This window comes from Exercitatus varius, from assembly GCF_029577735.1.
GTDB lineage: Bacteria > Pseudomonadota > Gammaproteobacteria > Enterobacterales > Pasteurellaceae > Exercitatus > Exercitatus varius.
This window is the reverse complement of the sequence record NZ_JARQTO010000007.1, coordinates 14,904-33,499: the sequence shown is the minus strand read 5'-3', so window position 1 is coordinate 33,499 and position 18,596 is coordinate 14,904. Positions and strand designations below refer to the sequence as shown.

General features: G+C 44.8%; 29 protein-coding genes and 1 pseudogene. 7 read left to right on the top strand and 23 right to left on the bottom strand.

Annotated elements, in window-relative coordinates; translation table 11 throughout:
- Positions 1-5 precede the first annotated feature (5 nt).
- The 19 genes and pseudogenes from rplR to P7M01_RS06455 form a co-directional block, all read right to left on the bottom strand.
- Positions 6-359: a 50S ribosomal protein L18 gene (gene rplR, locus P7M01_RS06545; RefSeq protein WP_317477776.1), complete on the bottom strand. Its 354-nt coding sequence runs from the start codon at positions 357-359 to the stop codon at positions 6-8.
- Between the two features lie 14 nt (positions 360-373).
- Positions 374-907 (bottom strand): 50S ribosomal protein L6, encoded by a 534-nt coding sequence (gene rplF / locus P7M01_RS06540; protein ID WP_317483551.1) that lies wholly within the window; start codon positions 905-907, stop codon positions 374-376.
- A gap of 15 nt (positions 908-922) precedes the next feature.
- Positions 923-1,315, bottom strand: coding sequence for a 30S ribosomal protein S8 (gene rpsH, locus P7M01_RS06535; protein ID WP_018356925.1), 393 nt, complete (start codon positions 1,313-1,315; stop codon positions 923-925).
- 37 nt (positions 1,316-1,352) lie between these two features.
- Positions 1,353-1,658, bottom strand: coding sequence for a 30S ribosomal protein S14 (gene rpsN, locus P7M01_RS06530; protein WP_012072230.1), 306 nt, complete (start codon positions 1,656-1,658; stop codon positions 1,353-1,355).
- Between the two features lie 11 nt (positions 1,659-1,669).
- Positions 1,670-2,209 (bottom strand): 50S ribosomal protein L5, encoded by a 540-nt coding sequence (gene rplE, locus P7M01_RS06525; protein WP_202936709.1) that lies wholly within the window; start codon positions 2,207-2,209, stop codon positions 1,670-1,672.
- A gap of 17 nt (positions 2,210-2,226) precedes the next feature.
- Positions 2,227-2,538, bottom strand: a complete 312-nt coding sequence (rplX, locus tag P7M01_RS06520) for a 50S ribosomal protein L24 (RefSeq protein WP_115636639.1) — start codon at positions 2,536-2,538, stop codon at positions 2,227-2,229.
- A 10-nt stretch (positions 2,539-2,548) separates the two neighbouring features.
- The gene (rplN, locus tag P7M01_RS06515; RefSeq protein WP_005548786.1) at positions 2,549-2,920 is read right to left on the bottom strand and encodes a 50S ribosomal protein L14; all 372 of its coding nucleotides are present in this window, start codon (positions 2,918-2,920) and stop codon (positions 2,549-2,551) included.
- Positions 2,921-3,159: 239 nt separating this feature from the next.
- The gene (rpsQ, locus tag P7M01_RS06510; RefSeq protein WP_202936708.1) at positions 3,160-3,417 is read right to left on the bottom strand and encodes a 30S ribosomal protein S17; all 258 of its coding nucleotides are present in this window, start codon (positions 3,415-3,417) and stop codon (positions 3,160-3,162) included.
- Complete coding sequence (gene rpmC, locus P7M01_RS06505) at positions 3,417-3,608, bottom strand: 50S ribosomal protein L29 (RefSeq protein WP_135708943.1); 192 nt, start codon at positions 3,606-3,608, stop codon at positions 3,417-3,419. The genes rpsQ and rpmC overlap by 1 nt, the downstream gene beginning before the upstream one ends.
- The gene (gene rplP / locus P7M01_RS06500) at positions 3,608-4,018 is read right to left on the bottom strand and encodes a 50S ribosomal protein L16 (RefSeq protein ID WP_115636989.1); all 411 of its coding nucleotides are present in this window, start codon (positions 4,016-4,018) and stop codon (positions 3,608-3,610) included. Before rplP ends, rpmC begins: the two co-directional genes overlap by 1 nt.
- Before the next feature lie 13 nt (positions 4,019-4,031).
- Entirely contained in the window at positions 4,032-4,739 is a 708-nt protein-coding gene (rpsC, locus tag P7M01_RS06495) for a 30S ribosomal protein S3 (RefSeq protein WP_202936707.1), read from the bottom strand.
- Positions 4,740-4,756: 17 nt separating this feature from the next.
- Positions 4,757-5,089 (bottom strand): 50S ribosomal protein L22, encoded by a 333-nt coding sequence (gene rplV, locus P7M01_RS06490; protein ID WP_012072223.1) that lies wholly within the window; start codon positions 5,087-5,089, stop codon positions 4,757-4,759.
- Between the two features lie 11 nt (positions 5,090-5,100).
- Complete coding sequence (gene rpsS / locus P7M01_RS06485; protein ID WP_005539416.1) at positions 5,101-5,376, bottom strand: 30S ribosomal protein S19; 276 nt, start codon at positions 5,374-5,376, stop codon at positions 5,101-5,103.
- Between the two features lie 26 nt (positions 5,377-5,402).
- Complete coding sequence (gene rplB / locus P7M01_RS06480; RefSeq protein ID WP_202936706.1) at positions 5,403-6,224, bottom strand: 50S ribosomal protein L2; 822 nt, start codon at positions 6,222-6,224, stop codon at positions 5,403-5,405.
- A 20-nt stretch (positions 6,225-6,244) separates the two neighbouring features.
- On the bottom strand, positions 6,245-6,547 hold the full coding sequence (gene rplW / locus P7M01_RS06475) for a 50S ribosomal protein L23 (protein WP_202937882.1): 303 nt from the start codon (positions 6,545-6,547) through the stop codon (positions 6,245-6,247).
- Complete coding sequence (gene rplD, locus P7M01_RS06470) at positions 6,547-7,149, bottom strand: 50S ribosomal protein L4 (RefSeq protein ID WP_135708945.1); 603 nt, start codon at positions 7,147-7,149, stop codon at positions 6,547-6,549. Before rplD ends, rplW begins: the two co-directional genes overlap by 1 nt.
- Before the next feature lie 15 nt (positions 7,150-7,164).
- The gene (gene rplC, locus P7M01_RS06465) at positions 7,165-7,791 is read right to left on the bottom strand and encodes a 50S ribosomal protein L3 (RefSeq protein WP_202936705.1); all 627 of its coding nucleotides are present in this window, start codon (positions 7,789-7,791) and stop codon (positions 7,165-7,167) included.
- 16 nt (positions 7,792-7,807) lie between these two features.
- On the bottom strand, positions 7,808-8,119 hold the full coding sequence (gene rpsJ / locus P7M01_RS06460) for a 30S ribosomal protein S10 (protein ID WP_001181005.1): 312 nt from the start codon (positions 8,117-8,119) through the stop codon (positions 7,808-7,810).
- A 255-nt stretch (positions 8,120-8,374) separates the two neighbouring features.
- Positions 8,375-8,578, bottom strand: a pseudogene (locus P7M01_RS06455) (MltR family transcriptional regulator); the annotation flags it as partial.
- 199 nt (positions 8,579-8,777) lie between these two features.
- Between P7M01_RS06455 and P7M01_RS06450 the strand changes: the two are divergent.
- Positions 8,778-10,148, top strand: a complete 1,371-nt coding sequence (locus tag P7M01_RS06450; RefSeq protein ID WP_317483550.1) for a chloride channel protein — start codon at positions 8,778-8,780, stop codon at positions 10,146-10,148.
- A gap of 72 nt (positions 10,149-10,220) precedes the next feature.
- Here the strand turns inward: P7M01_RS06450 and P7M01_RS06445 are convergent, their stop codons facing one another.
- Positions 10,221-10,478, bottom strand: coding sequence for a DinI-like family protein (locus tag P7M01_RS06445; protein WP_317481489.1), 258 nt, complete (start codon positions 10,476-10,478; stop codon positions 10,221-10,223).
- A 194-nt stretch (positions 10,479-10,672) separates the two neighbouring features.
- Here P7M01_RS06445 and gltS point away from each other — a divergent pair, with 194 nt between their 5' ends.
- From gltS to P7M01_RS06415, 6 genes are all read left to right on the top strand, one after another.
- A complete protein-coding gene (gene gltS, locus P7M01_RS06440; RefSeq protein ID WP_317481488.1) occupies positions 10,673-11,887 on the top strand; it encodes a sodium/glutamate symporter in 1,215 nt (404 codons plus the stop codon).
- A 103-nt stretch (positions 11,888-11,990) separates the two neighbouring features.
- The gene (gene murB, locus P7M01_RS06435) at positions 11,991-13,016 is read left to right on the top strand and encodes a UDP-N-acetylmuramate dehydrogenase (RefSeq protein WP_317483549.1); all 1,026 of its coding nucleotides are present in this window, start codon (positions 11,991-11,993) and stop codon (positions 13,014-13,016) included.
- Between the two features lie 14 nt (positions 13,017-13,030).
- A complete protein-coding gene (locus tag P7M01_RS06430) occupies positions 13,031-13,345 on the top strand; it encodes a DUF2322 family protein (RefSeq protein ID WP_317483548.1) in 315 nt (104 codons plus the stop codon).
- Between the two features lie 166 nt (positions 13,346-13,511).
- A complete protein-coding gene (rpoH, locus tag P7M01_RS06425) occupies positions 13,512-14,357 on the top strand; it encodes an RNA polymerase sigma factor RpoH (protein ID WP_317481486.1) in 846 nt (281 codons plus the stop codon).
- A gap of 471 nt (positions 14,358-14,828) precedes the next feature.
- Complete coding sequence (locus P7M01_RS06420) at positions 14,829-15,839, top strand: 2-keto-3-deoxygluconate permease (protein WP_238398842.1); 1,011 nt, start codon at positions 14,829-14,831, stop codon at positions 15,837-15,839.
- Positions 15,829-17,070 carry a four-carbon acid sugar kinase family protein gene (locus P7M01_RS06415; protein WP_202936695.1) on the top strand — a complete coding sequence of 414 codons (1,242 nt, stop codon included), beginning with the start codon at positions 15,829-15,831 and terminating at the stop codon, positions 17,068-17,070. The genes P7M01_RS06420 and P7M01_RS06415 overlap by 11 nt, the downstream gene beginning before the upstream one ends.
- A 130-nt stretch (positions 17,071-17,200) precedes the next feature.
- Here the strand turns inward: P7M01_RS06415 and trmL are convergent, their stop codons facing one another.
- From trmL to P7M01_RS06400, 3 genes are all read right to left on the bottom strand, one after another.
- A complete protein-coding gene (trmL, locus tag P7M01_RS06410; protein ID WP_317475007.1) occupies positions 17,201-17,704 on the bottom strand; it encodes a tRNA (uridine(34)/cytosine(34)/5-carboxymethylaminomethyluridine(34)-2'-O)-methyltransferase TrmL in 504 nt (167 codons plus the stop codon).
- Positions 17,705-17,776: 72 nt separating this feature from the next.
- Positions 17,777-17,989 (bottom strand): YdcH family protein, encoded by a 213-nt coding sequence (locus P7M01_RS06405; RefSeq protein ID WP_202936693.1) that lies wholly within the window; start codon positions 17,987-17,989, stop codon positions 17,777-17,779.
- A 107-nt stretch (positions 17,990-18,096) separates the two neighbouring features.
- Positions 18,097-18,570: a low molecular weight protein-tyrosine-phosphatase gene (locus P7M01_RS06400; protein ID WP_317483547.1), complete on the bottom strand. Its 474-nt coding sequence runs from the start codon at positions 18,568-18,570 to the stop codon at positions 18,097-18,099.
- Positions 18,571-18,596: the final 26 nt, after the last annotated feature.

The window sequence follows — 18,596 nt, the reverse complement described above, 5'->3', positions numbered from 1 at the left end:
CTCTATTAGAACTGTAGACCAGCTTCACGAGCAGCGTCCGCCAAAGACTGGACACGACCATGATATTTAAACCCGGAACGATCGAATGCGACGGCTTTAACGCCTTTCGCTAACGCACGTTCAGCAACTGTTTTACCAACTACTGCGGCGGCATCTTTATTACCGGTATATTTAACTTGCGCACTAATCGCTTTTTCTACTGTTGAAGCAGCGGCAAGCACTTCTGAACCGTTCGGTGCAATCACTTGTGCGTAAATATGACGCGGAGTGCGGTGAACTACTAAACGAGTCACACCTTGCTCTCTCATCATATGACGAGCACGAGCTGCACGACGGATACGAGCTGATTTCTTATCCATAGTGTTACCTTAAATTATTTTTTCTTAGCTTCTTTAGTACGTACAACTTCGTCAGCATAACGAACGCCTTTACCTTTATAAGGCTCTGGTTTACGGTATGCGCGAATATCTGCAGCCACTTGACCAATTAATTGTTTGTCAGCACCTTTCAATACAATTTCTGTTTGAGATGGACATTCTGCAGTAATACCTGCTGGTAAAGTGTGCTCAACGGGATGAGAGAAACCTAAACTCAAGCTAACAGTATTACCTTTCACTTGTGCTCTGTAACCTACACCTACCAGTTGTAATTTTTTAGTAAAGCCTTCAGTAACACCAATAACCATTGCATTAACCAATGCGCGAGCTGTACCTGCTTGTGCATCTGCACCAGCGAAACCTTCGCGCGGAGCAAATGTTAATGCACTGTTGTTTTCTTTAACTTCGACTGAATTATGAATAGTACGAGATAACTCACTATTCTTACCTTTTACTGTTAATAGCTGACCGTTCAAAGAAACTTGAACACCGGCAGGAATATTAACAGGTGCCTTAGCAACACGAGACATTTTCCTACCTCTCTATTAAGCTACATAACAGATGATTTCGCCGCCTAAACCCGCTTGGCGAGCAGCACGGTCAGTCATCACACCTTTAGATGTAGAAACTACGGCAACACCTAATCCGCCCATAACTTTTGGTAATTCGTCTTTACGTTTGTAAATACGAAGACCAGGACGACTTACGCGTTGGATGCTTTCTACAACCGGTTTACCTTGGAAATATTTTAAAGTAATTTCCAATTCAGGTTTTACACCTTCTAAAACTTTAACGCTTTCGATATAACCTTCAGCAGCTAATACGTTGGCAATAGCCACTTTTAGCTTGGAAGAAGGCATACTGATCGCAACTTTATTCGCAGCCTGCCCGTTACGAATGCGGGTCAACATATCTGCGATTGGATCTTGCATACTCATTGTATTTTATTCTCCGATTCCAAAATAAAGTGGTAAATTACCAACTTGCTTTTTTAAGACCTGGGATTTCGCCACGCATTGCTGCTTCGCGAACCTTGATACGGCTTAAACCAAACTTACGAAGAACGCCGTGAGGACGTCCGGTTTGGCGACAACGGTTACGTTGACGGCTTGGGCTTGCATCACGCGGTAAAGATTGTAACTTTAATACCGCATCCCAACGATCTTCATCTGATGAATTAGCGTCAGAAATGATTTTCTTCAATTCCATACGTTTAGCATAGAATTTTTCAGCCAATTTAACGCGTTTTACATCGCGTGCTTTCATTGATTGTTTAGCCATTGTAACCTGCCTTATTTACGGAATGGGAAATTAAAGGCAGCGAGTAGTGCTTGACCTTCTTCATCATTCTTCGCCGTAGTGGTAATAGTAATATCTAAACCGCGTACACGATCAACTTTATCATAGTCGATTTCAGGGAAGATGATTTGCTCACGCACACCCATGCTATAGTTACCACGACCGTCAAAAGACTTCGCACTTAAACCGCGGAAGTCACGGATACGTGGAACAGCAATTGTAATTAAACGTTCTAAGAACTCCCACATACGCTCACCGCGTAGTGTTACTTTACAACCGATTGGATATCCCTGACGGATTTTAAAGCCTGCAACAGATTTGCGAGCTTTAGTAATTAAAGGTTTTTGACCGCTAATCGCCGTTAGATCCGCTACCGCGTTATCTAAAAGTTTTTTATCGGTCAATGCTTCACCCACACCCATATTCAGGGTAATCTTTTCGATTCGTGGGACTTGCATGACAGATGCGTAGTTGAATTTAGTTTTCAATTCATTAACTACTTGATCTCTGTAGTAATCATGCAGTTTCGCCATCGCATTACTCCAGTTTGTTAAATAATTTCATTGTTAGATTTGAAGAAACGGACTTTTTTGCCGTCTTCGAATCTAAAACCTACACGGTCAGCTTTATTTGTTTTCGGGTTGAAAATCGCTACGTTTGACGCATCAATCGGAGCTTCTTTCTTCACTAAACCGCCTTCTTTACCTAAAGCAGGTACAGGTTTTTCATGTTTAGTGATGATTCTTACACCTTCAACAATCACTTTACCATTTGGTAACACTTGAGTTACCTTGCCGCGCTTGCCTTTGTCTTTACCAGCAAGTACGATTACTTCGTCATTTTGACGGATTTTAGCAGCCATTACGTTCTCCTTATAGTACTTCTGGAGCCAAAGAGATGATCTTCATGAATTTCTCAGAACGAAGTTCACGAGTCACAGGTCCAAAAATACGAGTACCGATAGGTTGCTCAGTGTTATTGTTTAAAATCACACAAGCATTGCCATCGAAACGAATAACTGAGCCATCTGGGCGACGAACACCCTTCTTGGTGCGCACAACAACCGCTTTTAGCACATCACCTTTTTTCACTTTACCGCGTGGAATCGCTTCTTTTACGGTAATTTTGATGATATCGCCAATAGCAGCGTAACGACGGTGCGATCCACCTAGAACCTTGATACACATTACACTGCGAGCGCCTGAGTTATCAGCAACATCCAGCATAGTCTGTTCTTGGATCATATTAGTGCTCCGTTAATTAAATAAAACACCCTTTCGGGACTACTTACCCAATGCAAGCAGTTCGCGGAGTTTATCAGATTAAGCCAATGAGATCAACACGATTTTAAAGATTAAACAAATTTAATAGGCGCTCAAAATAGCGAAAAAGTGCGGTCAAAAAATTCATCAAATTTTGCCCGCACTTTAGCATAAAAAAGCCCGGACATTTCTGCCAGGCTTTCAAGTTTTAAGTGTAAAGATTAAGCAACGGTTGCTTTTTCTACTACACGAACTAAAGTCCAAGATTTAGTTTTCGATACCGGACGACATTCTCTGATTTCGACCGTATCACCTAATCTTGCTTCGTTGTTCTCATCGTGAACGTGTAATTTCGTTGTACGACGGATAAATTTACCCAAAAGCGGGTGTTTCACTTTGCGCTCGATTGCGATTGTGAAAGATTTATCCATTTTGTCGCTGATTACACGACCTTGAACAGTACGAATTTTATCAGTCATTACTCACCCGCCTTTTGATTTAATACAGTTTTCACTCGTGCAATGTTACGACGCACTTGTTTTAACTGGTGGGTTTGTTGAAGCTGACCGGTGGCTGCTTGCATACGCAATTTGAATTGCTCACCTAACAGGTTTGCTAACTCAGCATTCAGCTCTTCAACATTTTTGTTACGTAGTTCTTGAGCTTTCATTACATCACCGTCTTAGTTACGAACGTTGTTTTAATCGGAAGTTTCGCCGCCGCTAATGCAAATGCACTGCGTGCGATTTCTTCTGAAACTCCGTCCATTTCATAAAGAACTTTACCTGGTTGGATAAGCGCTACCCAATATTCCACGTTACCTTTACCTTTACCCATACGAACTTCTAATGGTTTTTCGGTAATCGGTTTATCCGGGAATACACGAATCCAGATTTTACCCTGACGTTTAACCGCACGCGTCATCGCACGACGAGCCGCTTCGATTTGACGAGCTGTTAAACGACCACGACCAACCGCTTTTAAACCGAATGTACCGAAGCTGACTTCTGTACCGCCGGCGATACCGCGGTTACGTCCTTTGTGGACCTTACGGAATTTTGTACGTTTTGGTTGCAACATTTAGCAGTTCTCCTTACTTACGACCTTTGCCGCGTGGTGCCTTTTTAGGCGCAGCCGGTTGTTGTTCTGGTTGTTGTGCAATTGCAGCCATTCCACCGAGGATTTCACCTTTGAAGATCCATACTTTAACGCCGATTACGCCGTATGTCGTATGTGCTTCCGCAGTGTTATAATCGATGTCCGCACGTAATGTATGTAATGGCACGCGGCCTTCACGATACCATTCGGAACGTGCAATCTCTGCACCACCTAAACGACCGCTTACTTCAACTTTGATACCTTTGGCACCCAAGCGCATTGCGTTTTGTACCGCACGTTTCATTGCACGACGGAACATAACGCGGCGTTCTAATTGTGAAGCGATGCTGTCAGCAACTAATTTTGCATCCAGTTCAGGTTTTTTCACTTCAGCGATATTGATTTGTGCCGGCACGCCAGCGATTTCCGCTACTGCGTTGCGCAATTTCTCAACATCTTCACCTTTCTTACCGATAACGATACCCGGGCGAGCTGTGTGAATTGTAACACGAATGCTTTTAGCCGGACGTTCAATAGTGATACGTGAAACCGAAGCATTCACTAATTCTTTATTCAAGAATTTACGTACTTTGAAATCGCCGTCAAGATTATCGGCGAAGTCTTGTGTATTCGCAAACCAAGTAGAGTTCCAAGGTTTAACAATACCAAGGCGAATACCATGTGGATGGACTTTTTGACCCATTTGTTATTCCTCTACGATTAACGATCCGACACAACCACAGTGATGTGGCTTGTACGTTTTAAAATACGATCTGCACGACCTTTAGCACGTGGCATTACACGTTTCATGCTAGGACCTTCATCAACGAAAATCTTAGCGACTTTAAGATCATCGATATCTGCACCGTCATTATGCTCTGCATTTGCAATAGCGGATTCTAAAACTTTTTTCACTAAAGCTGCCGCTTTTTTATTAGTGTAAGTTAAGATCTCCAATGCTGCCGCAACTTTTTTACCACGGATTAAATCCGCAACTAAGCGAGCTTTTTGCGCTGAAGTGCGAGCGTAACGATGTTTTGCGATAGTTTCCATCTATTTACCTCTTACTTCTTAGCTTTCTTATCCGCAGCGTGACCGCGGTATGTACGAGTCGGTGCAAATTCACCTAATTTATGACCGATCATTTCATCAGAAACATAAACAGGAACGTGCTGACGACCATTATGGACTGCGATGGTCAAACCAATCATTGATGGAATGATCATTGAACGACGGGACCAAGTTTTAATTGGTTTTTTATCCCCGCTTTCCACCGCCTTCTCTACCTTCTTCAACAAGTGTAGGTCAAGGAAAGGACCTTTCTTGAGAGAACGTGGCATGGCTTATCCTCTTAATTCAATTTAAATTATTTGCCACGACGACGTACGATATATTTATCGGTACGTTTGTTGTGACGAGTTTTCTTACCTTTGGTTTGAACGCCCCAAGGAGTTACCGGGTGTTTACCAAAGTTACGACCTTCACCACCACCGTGCGGGTGATCTACCGGGTTCATTGCCGTACCGCGAACAGTAGGACGAATACCTCTCCAGCGACTTGCACCGGCTTTACCCAGTACGCGAAGCATATGTTCGGAGTTACCAACTTCACCAACCGTTGCAACGCATTCGGCCAATACTCTACGCATTTCGCCTGAACGTAAACGTAAGGTTACATAGTTACCTTCACGAGCAATGATTTGTACATACGCACCGGCAGAACGAGCGATTTGACCGCCCTTACCAGGTTTTAACTCAACGTTATGCACGGTTGAACCAACCGGAATGCTACGCATTGGCAACGAATTACCAACTTTAATCGGCGCATTTACACCGGCTTGGATTTCATCGCCCACAGACAGGCCTTTAGGTGCTAAGATATAACGACGTTCGCCGTCTTTATAAAGCACTAAAGCAATATTTGCAGAACGATTTGGATCATATTCAAGACGCTCAACAACCGCTGGGATATCTAACTTGTTACGTTTGAAATCGATTAAACGATAATGTTGTTTATGTCCACCACCGATATGACGGGTAGTGATACGTCCTAAATTATTACGACCGCCGGTTTTAGATTTAGTATCTAGCAACGGTGCGTAAGGTTTGCCCTTGTGTAATTCAGGGTTCACGATTTTAACAACGTGACGACGACCAGCGGAGGTCGGCTTACATTTAACGATAGCCATAATTATTTATTCCTCCGTTATTACTCTGCCGCACCTTCAGCGAAGTCAAGTGATTGACCTTCTTGAAGAGTAACATAAGCTTTTTTCCAGTCACTGCGGCGACCCATATTATTACCGCGGCGTTTGGTTTTACCTTTAACAACAACTGTGCGAACCGAATCTACTTTCACTTCAAAAAGTTGTTCAACTGCGTTAGCAATGTCAACTTTATTTGCATCTAATGCAACTTTGAATACGATAGTATTTGAAGTCTCTGCGTTGTTAGTTGCTTTTTCAGAGATATGTGGTGCTTTAAGCACTTTTAGCAAACGTTCTTGTTGAATCACGCTAACATCTCCTCAATTTGTTTCACTGCATCGACAGTAACGACCACTTTATCGAAAGCGATTAAGCTTACAGGATCGATACCTTGCACATCACGTACATCAACTTTATACAAGTTACGTGCCGCTAAGAATAAATTCTCATCTAAGCTTGCAGTGATGATAAGAGCGTCGTTTAACGCCATATCTTTTAATTTTTGTGCTAATACTTTAGTTTTTGGTGCGTCAATTTCGAATTTTTCCACCACGACCAAACGATCTTGACGAACTAATTCGGAAAGAATGCTCTTAATTGCACCACGGTACATTTTTTTGTTTACTTTTTGACTGTGATCTTGCGGTTTCGCAGCAAAAGTAACACCACCCGAACGCCAGATTGGTGATTTGATATCACCGGAACGCGCACGGCCCGTACCTTTTTGACGCCAAGGTTTTTTACCTGAACCAGACACTTCAGCACGAGTTTTTTGAGCGCGCGAACCTTGACGAGCACCTGCCGCATATGCAACAACCACTTGATGGATTAACGCTTCGTTAAACTCACGTCCGAAGGTAGTTTCAGAAACAGTGAGTGCGTTTGCACCTACAACTTGTAATTCCATCTCTATCTCCCAGACTTACGCTTTAACTGCCGGTTTCACGATAACATCACTATTAGTTGCGCCCGGAACGGCACCTTTCACTAATAATAATTTACGCTCAGCATCAACACGAACAACTTCAAGTGATTGAACGGTTACACGTTCATTACCTAAGTGTCCTGCCATTTTTTTACCTTTAAACACACGACCCGGAGTTTGGTTTTGACCAATAGAACCAAGTACACGATGTGATAAAGAGTTACCATGAGTTGCATCCTGGGTACGGAAGTTCCAACGTTTAACACCGCCTTGGAAACCTTTACCTTTAGACGTACCGGTAACATCAACTTTTTTAACATCCGCGAAGATGTCAACATTAATTTCTTGACCTAAAGTGAATTCTTCACCTTCGGTACGAAATTCCCATAAACCGCGACCAGCTTCAACACCTGCTTTCACGAAATGACCAGCTTCAGGCTTAGTTACGCGACTCGCTTTTTTAGAGCCAGTTGTAACCTGAACTGCAGTATAGCCATCGTTTTCAAGAGTTTTAACTTGAGTTACGCGGTTGGCTTCGATTTCGATAACGGTAACTGGAATTGACACGCCGTCTTCAGTGAAAACGCGGGTCATACCAACTTTACGACCGACTAAACCAATCATTGTAATAACCTCTTAATTAACCTAGGCTGATCTGCACGTCAACGCCGGCAGCCAAATCTAAACGCATTAATGCATCAACAGTTTTTTCTGTTGGCTCAACGATATCAACTAAACGTTTGTGAGTACGAATTTCATATTGGTCACGCGCGTCTTTGTTCACGTGTGGCGAAATCAATACAGTGAAACGTTCTTTACGAGTTGGTAAAGGAATTGGACCACGAACTTGTGCACCAGTACGTTTAGCTGTTTCTACGATCTCCGCAGTGGATTGATCGATCAAGCGATGATCAAAAGCTTTTAAGCGGATACGGATTCTTTGGTTCTGCATTAGACCAGAGCTCCAATAAAATTTAGCTATAAAAAAACTGACACCATCACCTTTAACATCTAAATAAAGGGAAGTGCAGCAGACCTATTTAGCTCCCCAATCGGGAACATTGTTATAGATTACTTAGCGTAATCTTACGTTTAATAAATGATTACATTAAACGACTTTCATCCTGAAAGCTCGCAAATTATACTGAGTTATCCGCTAAATGCAAGCCTTTTCTACAAAAAACCTTTTGGAATTCGACCGCACTTTTTACCACGGACTTTCCACTTGAAGTTGTTGATAAATTTCCGTGACGGTTAGAATCAAACAGGATTGCACCAATTTCTCACGACGCCGGACTTTCATCTGTCCAACTAACGAATCCGGCGCCTCTATCGTTTCATTCGGCGGCAACATCGATTTACCTTCAAATAACCGCAATTTATGGGTAAATGTCGTACGCAACTCATCGGAAAAACGATACTTCTATACATTATTATCGCGTTTGTTTTTTATCCTTCGAATGGATGACGCTTCGCTTCGTTTTTCATAAAAATCCGTTGCAAAAAAGAACGGACATAAAAAGTGCGGTAAAAAAAATGCGAAGTTTTTTTACCGCACTTTTACCTTTCCCGGTATAATTTGCCTATTCGTTTTCACTTCAGCCGAAACTATGCAACATCATTCTTCCATTCGGGCCCGATTCCGTTATGTTCTGCACAAAAAATTACGTCAGACGCACCGAATTTCCTACAAAACCATCGAATTGAGCTGTTTGCTGATCGGCGCCGCTCTGGTCGCGCTGTTTTCGTTAGGGTTCGCCAAGCTGGCCGATTTGGGATTGCAATGGAATGCGCAATGGGCAAGCCGTTATCCCGTCGCCGTTTGGTTTGTCTTGCCGCTCGGCATGGCGGCGCTTGCCTGGTTTACGCCGCGTTATACGCCTTATGTTGCGGGTAGCGGCATTCCGCAGGTTATCGCGTCACTCAGTCTGCAACACGGGCCGCAAAAAAGCCGGCTCATCGCATTTTGGCAAACCCTGTGGAAAATTCCGCTTACCTTTTTAGCCATGCTTATCGGCGCCTCCGTAGGGCGCGAGGGGCCTTCCGTTCAAGTGGGAGCGGCGGTAATGCTGGCGTGGGGAAATTTATGCCGTCGCTACGGCATGGCGTTCACCGGTCTTAATGCCAACGAATTAATGGCGGCGGGCGCGGGCGGCGGTTTGGCGGCGGCTTTTAACGCGCCGCTGGCCGGGGTGATTTTCGCGCTGGAAGAATTGGGCCGCGGTATTTTGTTGCGCTGGGAACGCCGCGTATTGTTCGGCGTATTTGCCGCCGGGGTGATTTTAGTCGTCATCGAAGGGAATAGCCCTTACTTTCCGCAATATCAGGGGGCGACACTGGTGAACAATATGCTGTTATGGGTGTTGTTATGCGGAGTCGTATGCGGCGTTTTCGGCGGCATCTTCGCCCGCTTGCTGGCGAAAGGCGTGGCGGGCGTATCTCCGACATTGCTGCGCGGTTGGATTCGCCGTCATCCGATTATCGTCGCACTCTTTTTAGGCATCGTTCTTGCTGCGCTCGGCACTTATACCAACGGACAAACTTACGGCACGGGTTATCACGTGGTGGCCAACGCGTTGGCGGGAGAAGCCATTGAACCCGAATCCGTCGGCATAGCCAAATTATTCGCCACCGTCGCCACTTACTGGACGGGCATTGCAGGCGGGATTTTCACGCCGTCTCTCACCATCGGCGCCGGCATCGGCGCGCATATTTCGGCCTTCACACAAGGATTAATCGATCCCCGCCTGCTGGTTTTGCTGTGTATGGTCGGCTTTTTAGCCGGCGCTACGCAGTCGCCGCTTACCGCCGCCGTAATCGTAATGGAAATGACGGGCAGCCAGCCGGTTCTGGTGTGGTCCTTAATCGGCGGTTTAATTGCGTCTTTCGTTTCGCGCCAGATTATGCCGAAACCGTTCTATCATTTTGCGGCCATGCGTTTCCGTCAACGGATAACTGAAGAAAGCAAAAGCGCAGAATAACGCAAAATCGCGGCGGCGGAACATTCAAGTGCGGGCAAAAATTCTTTCGTTTTTTTGCCCGCACTTTTGATGTCACGCCGTATCCAGCAAGCTATCGTCCGTCCAGAGCTCTTCCAAAAACCGCATAAAACGTTCCCGCTCTTCTTTATCTTTAAAGCCCGTCACGTCTATGCCGGCGCTGCCGGAAAAGCGAATCCGAACGTTTACGTCGGCAAAAGATTCGTTGATACGCTCCGGCAAGCAGCTTTCCAGCTGCGCCATAACCGCCGCCTGTCGCGCCGCTTGTTGGCTGTTCCGTTCTTTAACGAATTTAATATCCAATTGTTTCATTCGATTACTCCGCCCGGCTCAAATATGTATTTAGATACAGCGGAGACTATCAAATGCCGGATATAGTGTCAATATTTCATGAATAAATATTCAGTCAAACAAATTAAAAAACGAATAACCGGTGGCTGCTACTGGCACGCAACCGTTTTTTCTGTTAGATTGAACGCTTATTTTTTATTAGATAACCAAAAAGGATGTATATGATATTTGATACTTATGAAACCGTGGCGCTTGCCTGTTTGGTTTTATTGCTGGGTTATTTTTTGGTCAAACGTATTCGCGTTTTAAACGAATTCAATATTCCGGAGCCTGTTGTGGGAGGCTTTATCGTCGCCATCCTATTAACCGTGGTGCATGAAATATGGGGGCTGAGCTTCGGATTCGATAAAGATCTGCAAACCACCATGATGCTTGTTTTTTTCAGCTCCATCGGGTTAAGTGCGAATTTTTCCCGCTTAGTTAAGGGCGGCAAGCCGTTAATCGTGTTTCTGGCGGTTGCGGCGGGATTAATTTGCGTCCAAAACACGGTGGGAATCTTCGGTTCCATGGCATTAGGACTGGATCCCGCTTACGGCTTAATCGCCGGTTCGGTAACCTTAACCGGCGGACACGGAACCGGCGCCGCTTGGGCGGATACCTTAACCAAGCAGTTCGGTATTTCCAGCGCCATGGAAATTGCCATGGCATGTGCGACTTTCGGTTTGGTGTTCGGCGGGGTTATCGGCGGCCCGGTGGCAAAATTCCTGTTAAAACGTATGCATAAAGACGAAGTGGCGGAAGACGAAAACGTGGATGATGTGGAAGAAGCTTTCGAAAAACCGGTTTATCGCCGTAAAGTCAATACGCGCACCATCATCGAAACCATTACCATGATGTCTATTTGTCTATTCGTAGGGCAACATTTGGATATGGCGGCGAAAGGCACCGCATTCCAATTGCCGACTTTCGTTTGGTGTTTGTTTACCGGGGTAATTATCCGCAATAGTCTGGCTCATATTTTCAAATTTAAAGTGGCGGATGAAGCGGTGGACGTGCTCGGTACGGTGGGTTTATCCATTTTCCTCGCCATTGCGCTGATGTCATTAAAATTATGGGAACTGGCGGGCTTGGCATTGCCGGTACTGGTTGTGTTACTGGCACAGGTTGTCGTGATGATTTTATACGCCGTTTTTGTTACCTACCGCGCCATGGGCAAAGATTACGATGCGGTGGTGTTGAGCGCCGGTCACTGCGGCTTCGGACTGGGCGCCACGCCGACGGCGGTCGCTAATATGCAGGCTGTCACATCGCATTTCGGTCCGTCCCATAAAGCGTTCTTAATCGTGCCGATGGTGGGGGCGTTCTTCATCGATTTACTGAACGCTACATTGCTGAAAATATTCCTGGTCATTGTCAATTACGTCCACTAAATCAGGGTAAGACCGCAAAAGTGCGGTCTTTTTTTCTTATGATTTGCGTTCACGAACAACTATCGTTAGACTAAGATTTTCTTTTTCCTCAATGAGAAATACTATGAAAAGCCTTCTTTCATTTAATACTTTCGGTATCGCGGCGAACGCCGAAAATATCGTCGAAATCACGGAATTATCGCAATTTCACGCCGCCTGGCGGAATGCGCAAGATGCCGGTCAACCCGTATTGCTGCTGGGACAAGGCAGTAACGTGTTGTTTTTGAAAGATTTCCGCGGCACGGTTTTGGTCAATCGTCTGTCAGGTATTGAACACAAAGAAGACGAAAATTTTCACTATTTACACGTTAACGGCGGTGAAAACTGGCATCATCTGGTGGAATGGTCATTAGAACAAGGCATTTTCGGTCTGGAAAATCTTGCCTTAATTCCGGGCTGCGCAGGCTCGGCACCGGTGCAAAATATTGGTGCTTACGGCGTGGAATTTAAAGATGTCTGCGATTATGTGGAAGTTTTGGATCTCGCGCAAAACAAAACCTTCCGTTTAACCAACGCGGAATGCCGCTTCGGCTATCGCGACAGCGTTTTCAAACACCGATACGGCGGTGATTTCATCGTCGTTGCCGTCGGCTTAAAATTAACCAAAAACTGGAAACCGGTACTGAAATACGGCACATTAAACGAACTCGATCCAAGTGCGGTCAGCGCCAAACGAGTTTTTGACGAAGTTTGCGCCATTCGTCGCGCCAAACTGCCGGATCCGCAACAAATCGGCAACGCCGGCAGTTTCTTTAAAAATCCGATTGTGACGGAAGAACAATATCAAACGTTACGGGCGGAATACCCGACAATGCCTTGTTACCCGCAAAGTGACGGCTTCGTCAAGCTGGCAGCGGGCTGGCTTATTGACCAATGCCGTCTGAAAGGTTATCAGTTAGGCGGCGCGGCCGTCCACGAAAAACAGGCGTTAGTGCTGGTTAACAAAGGCAATGCGACCGGTTCCGATGTGGTCGAACTGGCTCATCACATTCGTCAGGCAGTGGCGGCAAAATTTGACGTTTATTTGGTACCCGAAGTGCGTTTTATCGGCGAAAAAGGCGAAGTTAACGCGGAAAATACCATCAGCTGAATAGGAAAAAATAAATGAATTTCAGTGCCATTTTAGAAACTTTACCAACCGTCGATCATCTTACCGGTTTGAATATCTTAAACGGTGAAACAGTGGTTCGCCACATTCCGGCGGCGCCCGGAAAATTCGGTTCGTTGCGGGTTTATTATGCGCTCGCGCAAAAATTTAACGGAAAACTTGACCGCACTTCCGCCGAAAAAGGCCTAGAACTGTTCGCAGAGCATACTGCGGATGCTAAAGCGCATCCCGGCAAGCATCCGAACGTCGATCTGCTTATGCGGGTTATCGCGGAAAATCACCGTTATCTCTTACACCCCCTTTTGAAATAACAGGTTGAAACGTTTTTAAGTGTGTAAAAAATATGCTCATCCGCCTGAACTTTTTCACCTGTTGCGCGGTCTTATTTAACATAAAATCGAAAGCAAAAATTGGTGCTTGCGATTTTTTGTGTTATAACTAGATGAAACCATTCATCCGAAATTAAGAAGGAAGATAATGAATAAAGAAGCTCAAATGATGTTAGTCCCGCAAGGTAACCTTGAAGGTTACATCCGCGCCGCCAACGAATACCCGATGTTGACTGCGGAACAGGAAAAAGACTATGCAGAGCGCCTATACTATCAGGACGATTTGGACGCGGCAAAAGCGTTGATCCTGTCGCATCTTCGTTTTGTCATTCATGTGGCGCGCGGCTACGCCGGATACGGCTTACCGCAAGCGGATTTGATTCAGGAAGGTAATATCGGACTGATGAAAGCCGTGCGTCGTTTTAATCCGGAAATGGGCGTGCGTTTGGTGTCATTCGCCGTGCATTGGATTAAAGCCGAAATCCACGAATACGTTTTGAAAAACTGGCGTATCGTCAAAGTGGCGACCACTAAAGCGCAGCGCAAACTCTTCTTTAATTTGCGCAAAACCAAACAACGTTTAGGCTGGTTCAGCGACAACGAAGTGGATTTAGTGGCAAACGAACTCGGCGTATCCAAAGAAGACGTAATCGAAATGGAAAGCCGCATGAGCGGTGCCGACGTAGGTTTTGATTTACCGACCGATGAATCCGAAGAAGAAGCCTTCGCGCCGTCTATGTATCTGGAAGACAAAAGCTCAAACTTTGCCGCCGAATTGGAAAACGAAAACTTCGAAACCCAAGCGGCGGAGCAGTTGGCCGCCGCCATGGAAACCTTGGACGAACGCAGTCAGGATATCATCAAAACCCGTTGGTTGGATGAAAACAAGGCAACGCTCCACGATTTAGCGGCGAAATACAACATTTCCGCCGAACGCGTCCGCCAACTCGAAAATAATGCGTTAAAAAAACTCAAAAGTGCGGTCGATTTTTAACAAGTTTTTTTAGACTTCCCGAAAAGCAGCGTTTATCGCTGCTTTTTTGTTTTGCACGACGGTTTACCTTTGATTTCTTAAACGCATTATTCAGTGGGAAATGAATCTCCGTTGTATATCAATGACCTCTCAATCTATTCTTCAATCCAAAATGATTTATTTAAAGCCTTTTGATTAAAGTAAATCAATTTTGTGATCTCGCTCACAGTTTACATGATCATTTAAAGCTATACTTTCACGTAATTAATCAATATTTTTATGAAAACCGCAGAAACTCGCAAAGATAACAGTTTATGAGTATTTTCAATCAAAATAGGTATAACTATTCCGGGTAATGAAAAAAGCATGAGAAAACGAACGAATTTATCAGTCGGCACATTCGGTTACGGTCGCCGATAATCGCAGCATGACGAGAACTTTATATCTCGACGCTAAAGCGGCAAATATTTAAACGGCTAAGAGGATAATTCCATGACTACAACCAATCAAACGGAAAAATCGATTATTCCGTTATACGACGGAATGAACAAAATCCCCGGCGGAGCAATGGTTATTCCGCTTATTATCGGTTCTTTAGTCGGCACCTTTTGTCCCGGTTTTTTAGGATTAGGTTCATTTACGACCGCACTTTTCAAATCTTCCGCCGGCCCTTTAATCGCATTGCTCATATTTGCTACGGGTATGCAAATTACGCTTAAAAGTTCGGGGCCGGTTTTGGCTCACACCGGCGTCATTTTGCTGTTTAAAACCATTATTCCCGCAGCGGTGGTCACGGCTTTAGGCTTTTTTATCGGAAACGACGGAATTATCGGTATTTCGCTACTCGCAATGCTCACCGTCGTTTCAAATTCCAACGGCGGGATTTGGCTGGCGTTCACGGGTAAATACGGCGATTATCGGGATCAGGGCGCTTATATCGCCTCGGCGGTGAACGACGGTCCGTTCTTTGTTTTGCTCTTTTTAGGCGCGTCCGGGCTTGCGGATATTCCTTTATCCTTAATGCTTGCCGCGGTTATCCCGCTGTTGATCGGCATGGTAATAGGAAATTTAGATCCGAAATGGACGAATTTAATGAAACCGACCGGCAGCATTGTTATCCCTTTCTTCGCTTTTGCGCTCGGAACCGGGATTAATCTGCATGCGATCGTAACCGGCGGATTAACCGGCATTATCTTGGGAATTGCGGCATCGCTATTGACCGGTTTTCTTGTATTTGTCGGCTATAAAACAATCCTGAAACGCGGAAATCAGTCGGGTATCGGTTTCGCCGCGGGAACGACGGCGGGCAATGCAATTATTACTCCGGAAATTGTCGCGCAGGCTGATCCTAGCTTTGCACCGTTCGTACAAACCGCTACGGCTCAAATTGCAGCGGCCGTACTCGTTTCTGCGATTTTAGCGCCGCTCTTTGCCGCCTGGGTGTTAAAACGTCAAGGCGGTTTAGAACAATCAACAAATGAGGGAAATGGATATGAAAAATGACAAACTGCTTGTGGTTGCCGATGATTTAACCGGTGCTAACGATACGGGCGTAATGTTCGCCGAGGCAGGATTTAATACGCTATTGGAAACCAATGTGCGTTCTCTCGAATCGACGGATGTTTCCTGCGCCGAAATATTTTCCGTGTCCACAGACTCAAGACCCATCGGTACGGCAGCCGAAAATAAAACTAAAATGGCAATTTTGAAGGGAATCGAAAAAGGAATGAATCAACTTTACCTTAAAATCGATTCCACTATGCGGGGCTCCGTAAATTATCAAATTAAAGGGGCTTTAGCCGCTTGGGAAACCTTATACCCGGATACCAAAGCCGTGATATGTCCGGCCTATCCGACAATGGGAAGAACCATCGAAAACGGACATCTATATGTTAATGGTACGCCGGTAAACGAAACGGCATCAGGGAAAGATGCCATATGCCCGGTCAAATCTTCATCGATGCAGGATCTATTACCCGAAGCGATTTGTCTTGCCTGTACGCCGGAAAACGAACTTATTGAAAAAATTCTCTCGATTACGCACAAACAAATTGTGATCGACGCAAAAACGGAAGAAGATCTGACAACCATCGCCAAGGCGATTAACCGGTTAGGAAACGGAATTATCCCCGTCGGTTCCGCCGGTCTTGCGCAAAAACTGAAATTATCCGGGCATAAATTAGCGGAAAAAACAAAAATCAATTTAGGTCGGTCGTTAATCTTGGTCACATCCATTCATGAAACGAGCCAAAACCAGGTGGATCAATATATTTCCGGTATCGGCGGTAAATCCGTTGTGTTTAATCCGTCGCCGTCACAACTGATTAACCACCAAATATCCAGTGAAGCCTTGCTGCAACAGTTTAACGCATTAATTCATTCCAGCCGCGAAAATGTCATTATTCGTGCGAATCCGGCTAAAGTCGTTAACAACATCGACGGTTCTATTAACGAAATTGCGCGAAAAATAGCAGAATATCTGGCAAATTTGGGATTGCACGCATTAAATACCGAAAAATTTGATTCGCTTATTTTATTTGGAGGTGACGGCGCCGCAACATTACTAGATAAAATGAATATTTCCGAAATGAAAGTTTCATATGCGATTGTTCCCGGGGTGCCGCTATGTACCGTCACGAACGGGCCTTATAAAGGTCTCAATGTTATGACGAAATCGGGCGGATTCGGCAATCATTCGTTATTAATTGATATTCTGAGCGTTAAAGCGGATTAATAATGTCTCATTCGGTCGATCTAATCGCTAAAACTTAAACTCAATCGATGAAAAACGAAGTCTCGGGGGAAAGTCGCCAGTTCACCGGACATTTTGACATAGTAGACAAAATCGACCGCTTCATTCTTGCTTAAGGGTCGATTTTGTCGCCAGGTTGTTGAAAATTTAAATTCACGGCGCCCTGAAAACCGAGTTGACGCCAGGCTTCGTATATCGTAACCGCAACGGAATTGGACAGATTCATACTACGGCTGTTTGCCGTCATAGGAATGCGGATTTTTCGTTCCATCGGCATATTGTCTAAAATTGACATCGGAATACCGCGGGTTTCGGGGCCAAACATCAAAAAGTCGCCCAATTCGAACCGCACTTCACTGTGAGCCGGCCCGCCTTTGGTGGTCAGAGCAAATAAACGTTTCGGTTTTTCGTCGGCTAAAAACTGTTCGAATGTTTTATGCCGTTTGATTTCGGCAAATTCATGGTAATCCAGCCCGGAACGACGCAAACGCTTGTCATCCCAGGTAAAACCGAGAGGTTCGATTAAATGTAGGCGAAAACCGGTGTTGGCGCACAAGCGGATAATATTGCCGGTATTTTGCGGAATTTCGGGTTCGTATAAAACAATATCTAACATAAAAACAACCTGTTTGAATAAAGTTCGCTCATTCTAGCTTATACGCCCCCGAATGCAACCTTTCGACCGTATTTATGCGGCTCTTTTTAAAATGGCATACATGGCGTCTTTCAGTTTCAGTTTTTCCTTTTTGAGCATTTCCACTTCGCTCGGCGTACCTATTTCAATATGATCTTCAATATTTTTGATTTTGTGATCAAGCTCGTTGTGCTTTTCAAACAGACGGGCAAAATGCGCATCTTCGGTTTTTAATTTGGTAATCAAATCGCGGAATTCCGGAAACATAAGCTGTACTCCTGTCTGATAAGTCAAAGAAGAAAAGAGAATATCTCTAGGATAGGCTTTTATGTTACCCGATTTTCATCGTAAAAAATGTGATCCGCCCGGCATTTTTAAAGTTTATGCTCACGCCGGATTTTTTCCAGCAAGGCATCGCAACAAACATCCAGCAACTGATAGGTTTCCTGAAAATTACGGGTATACCAAGGATCGGGAATATGGTCGTATTGCAGATCGGGCACTAACTCGGCAATGACGAACAATTTATCGGATTTTCCGCCGAACAGCGTTTGCAAATCTCGCAGATTCTGCTGATCCATCGCCACGATATAGTCGAAATTATTACGATCCGCCAATTTCACTTTGCGGCTTACAAAACCGGCGCTGTCTATTTTATGTAAATCCAGCATATCCGCCGTGTCGCAATGCATATCGCTACCGTCATGCCAGCCGGAAGTGCCCGCACTGTCCGTTTCGATAACATCACTTAAGCCCGCTTTTTCCACTTTGTGCCGCATCATAAATTCCGCCATGGGCGAACGGCAAATATTGCCCAGACAGACAAACAGAATTTTAATTTTCTTCATAACCATTCCTATAAAAAAACACCCGA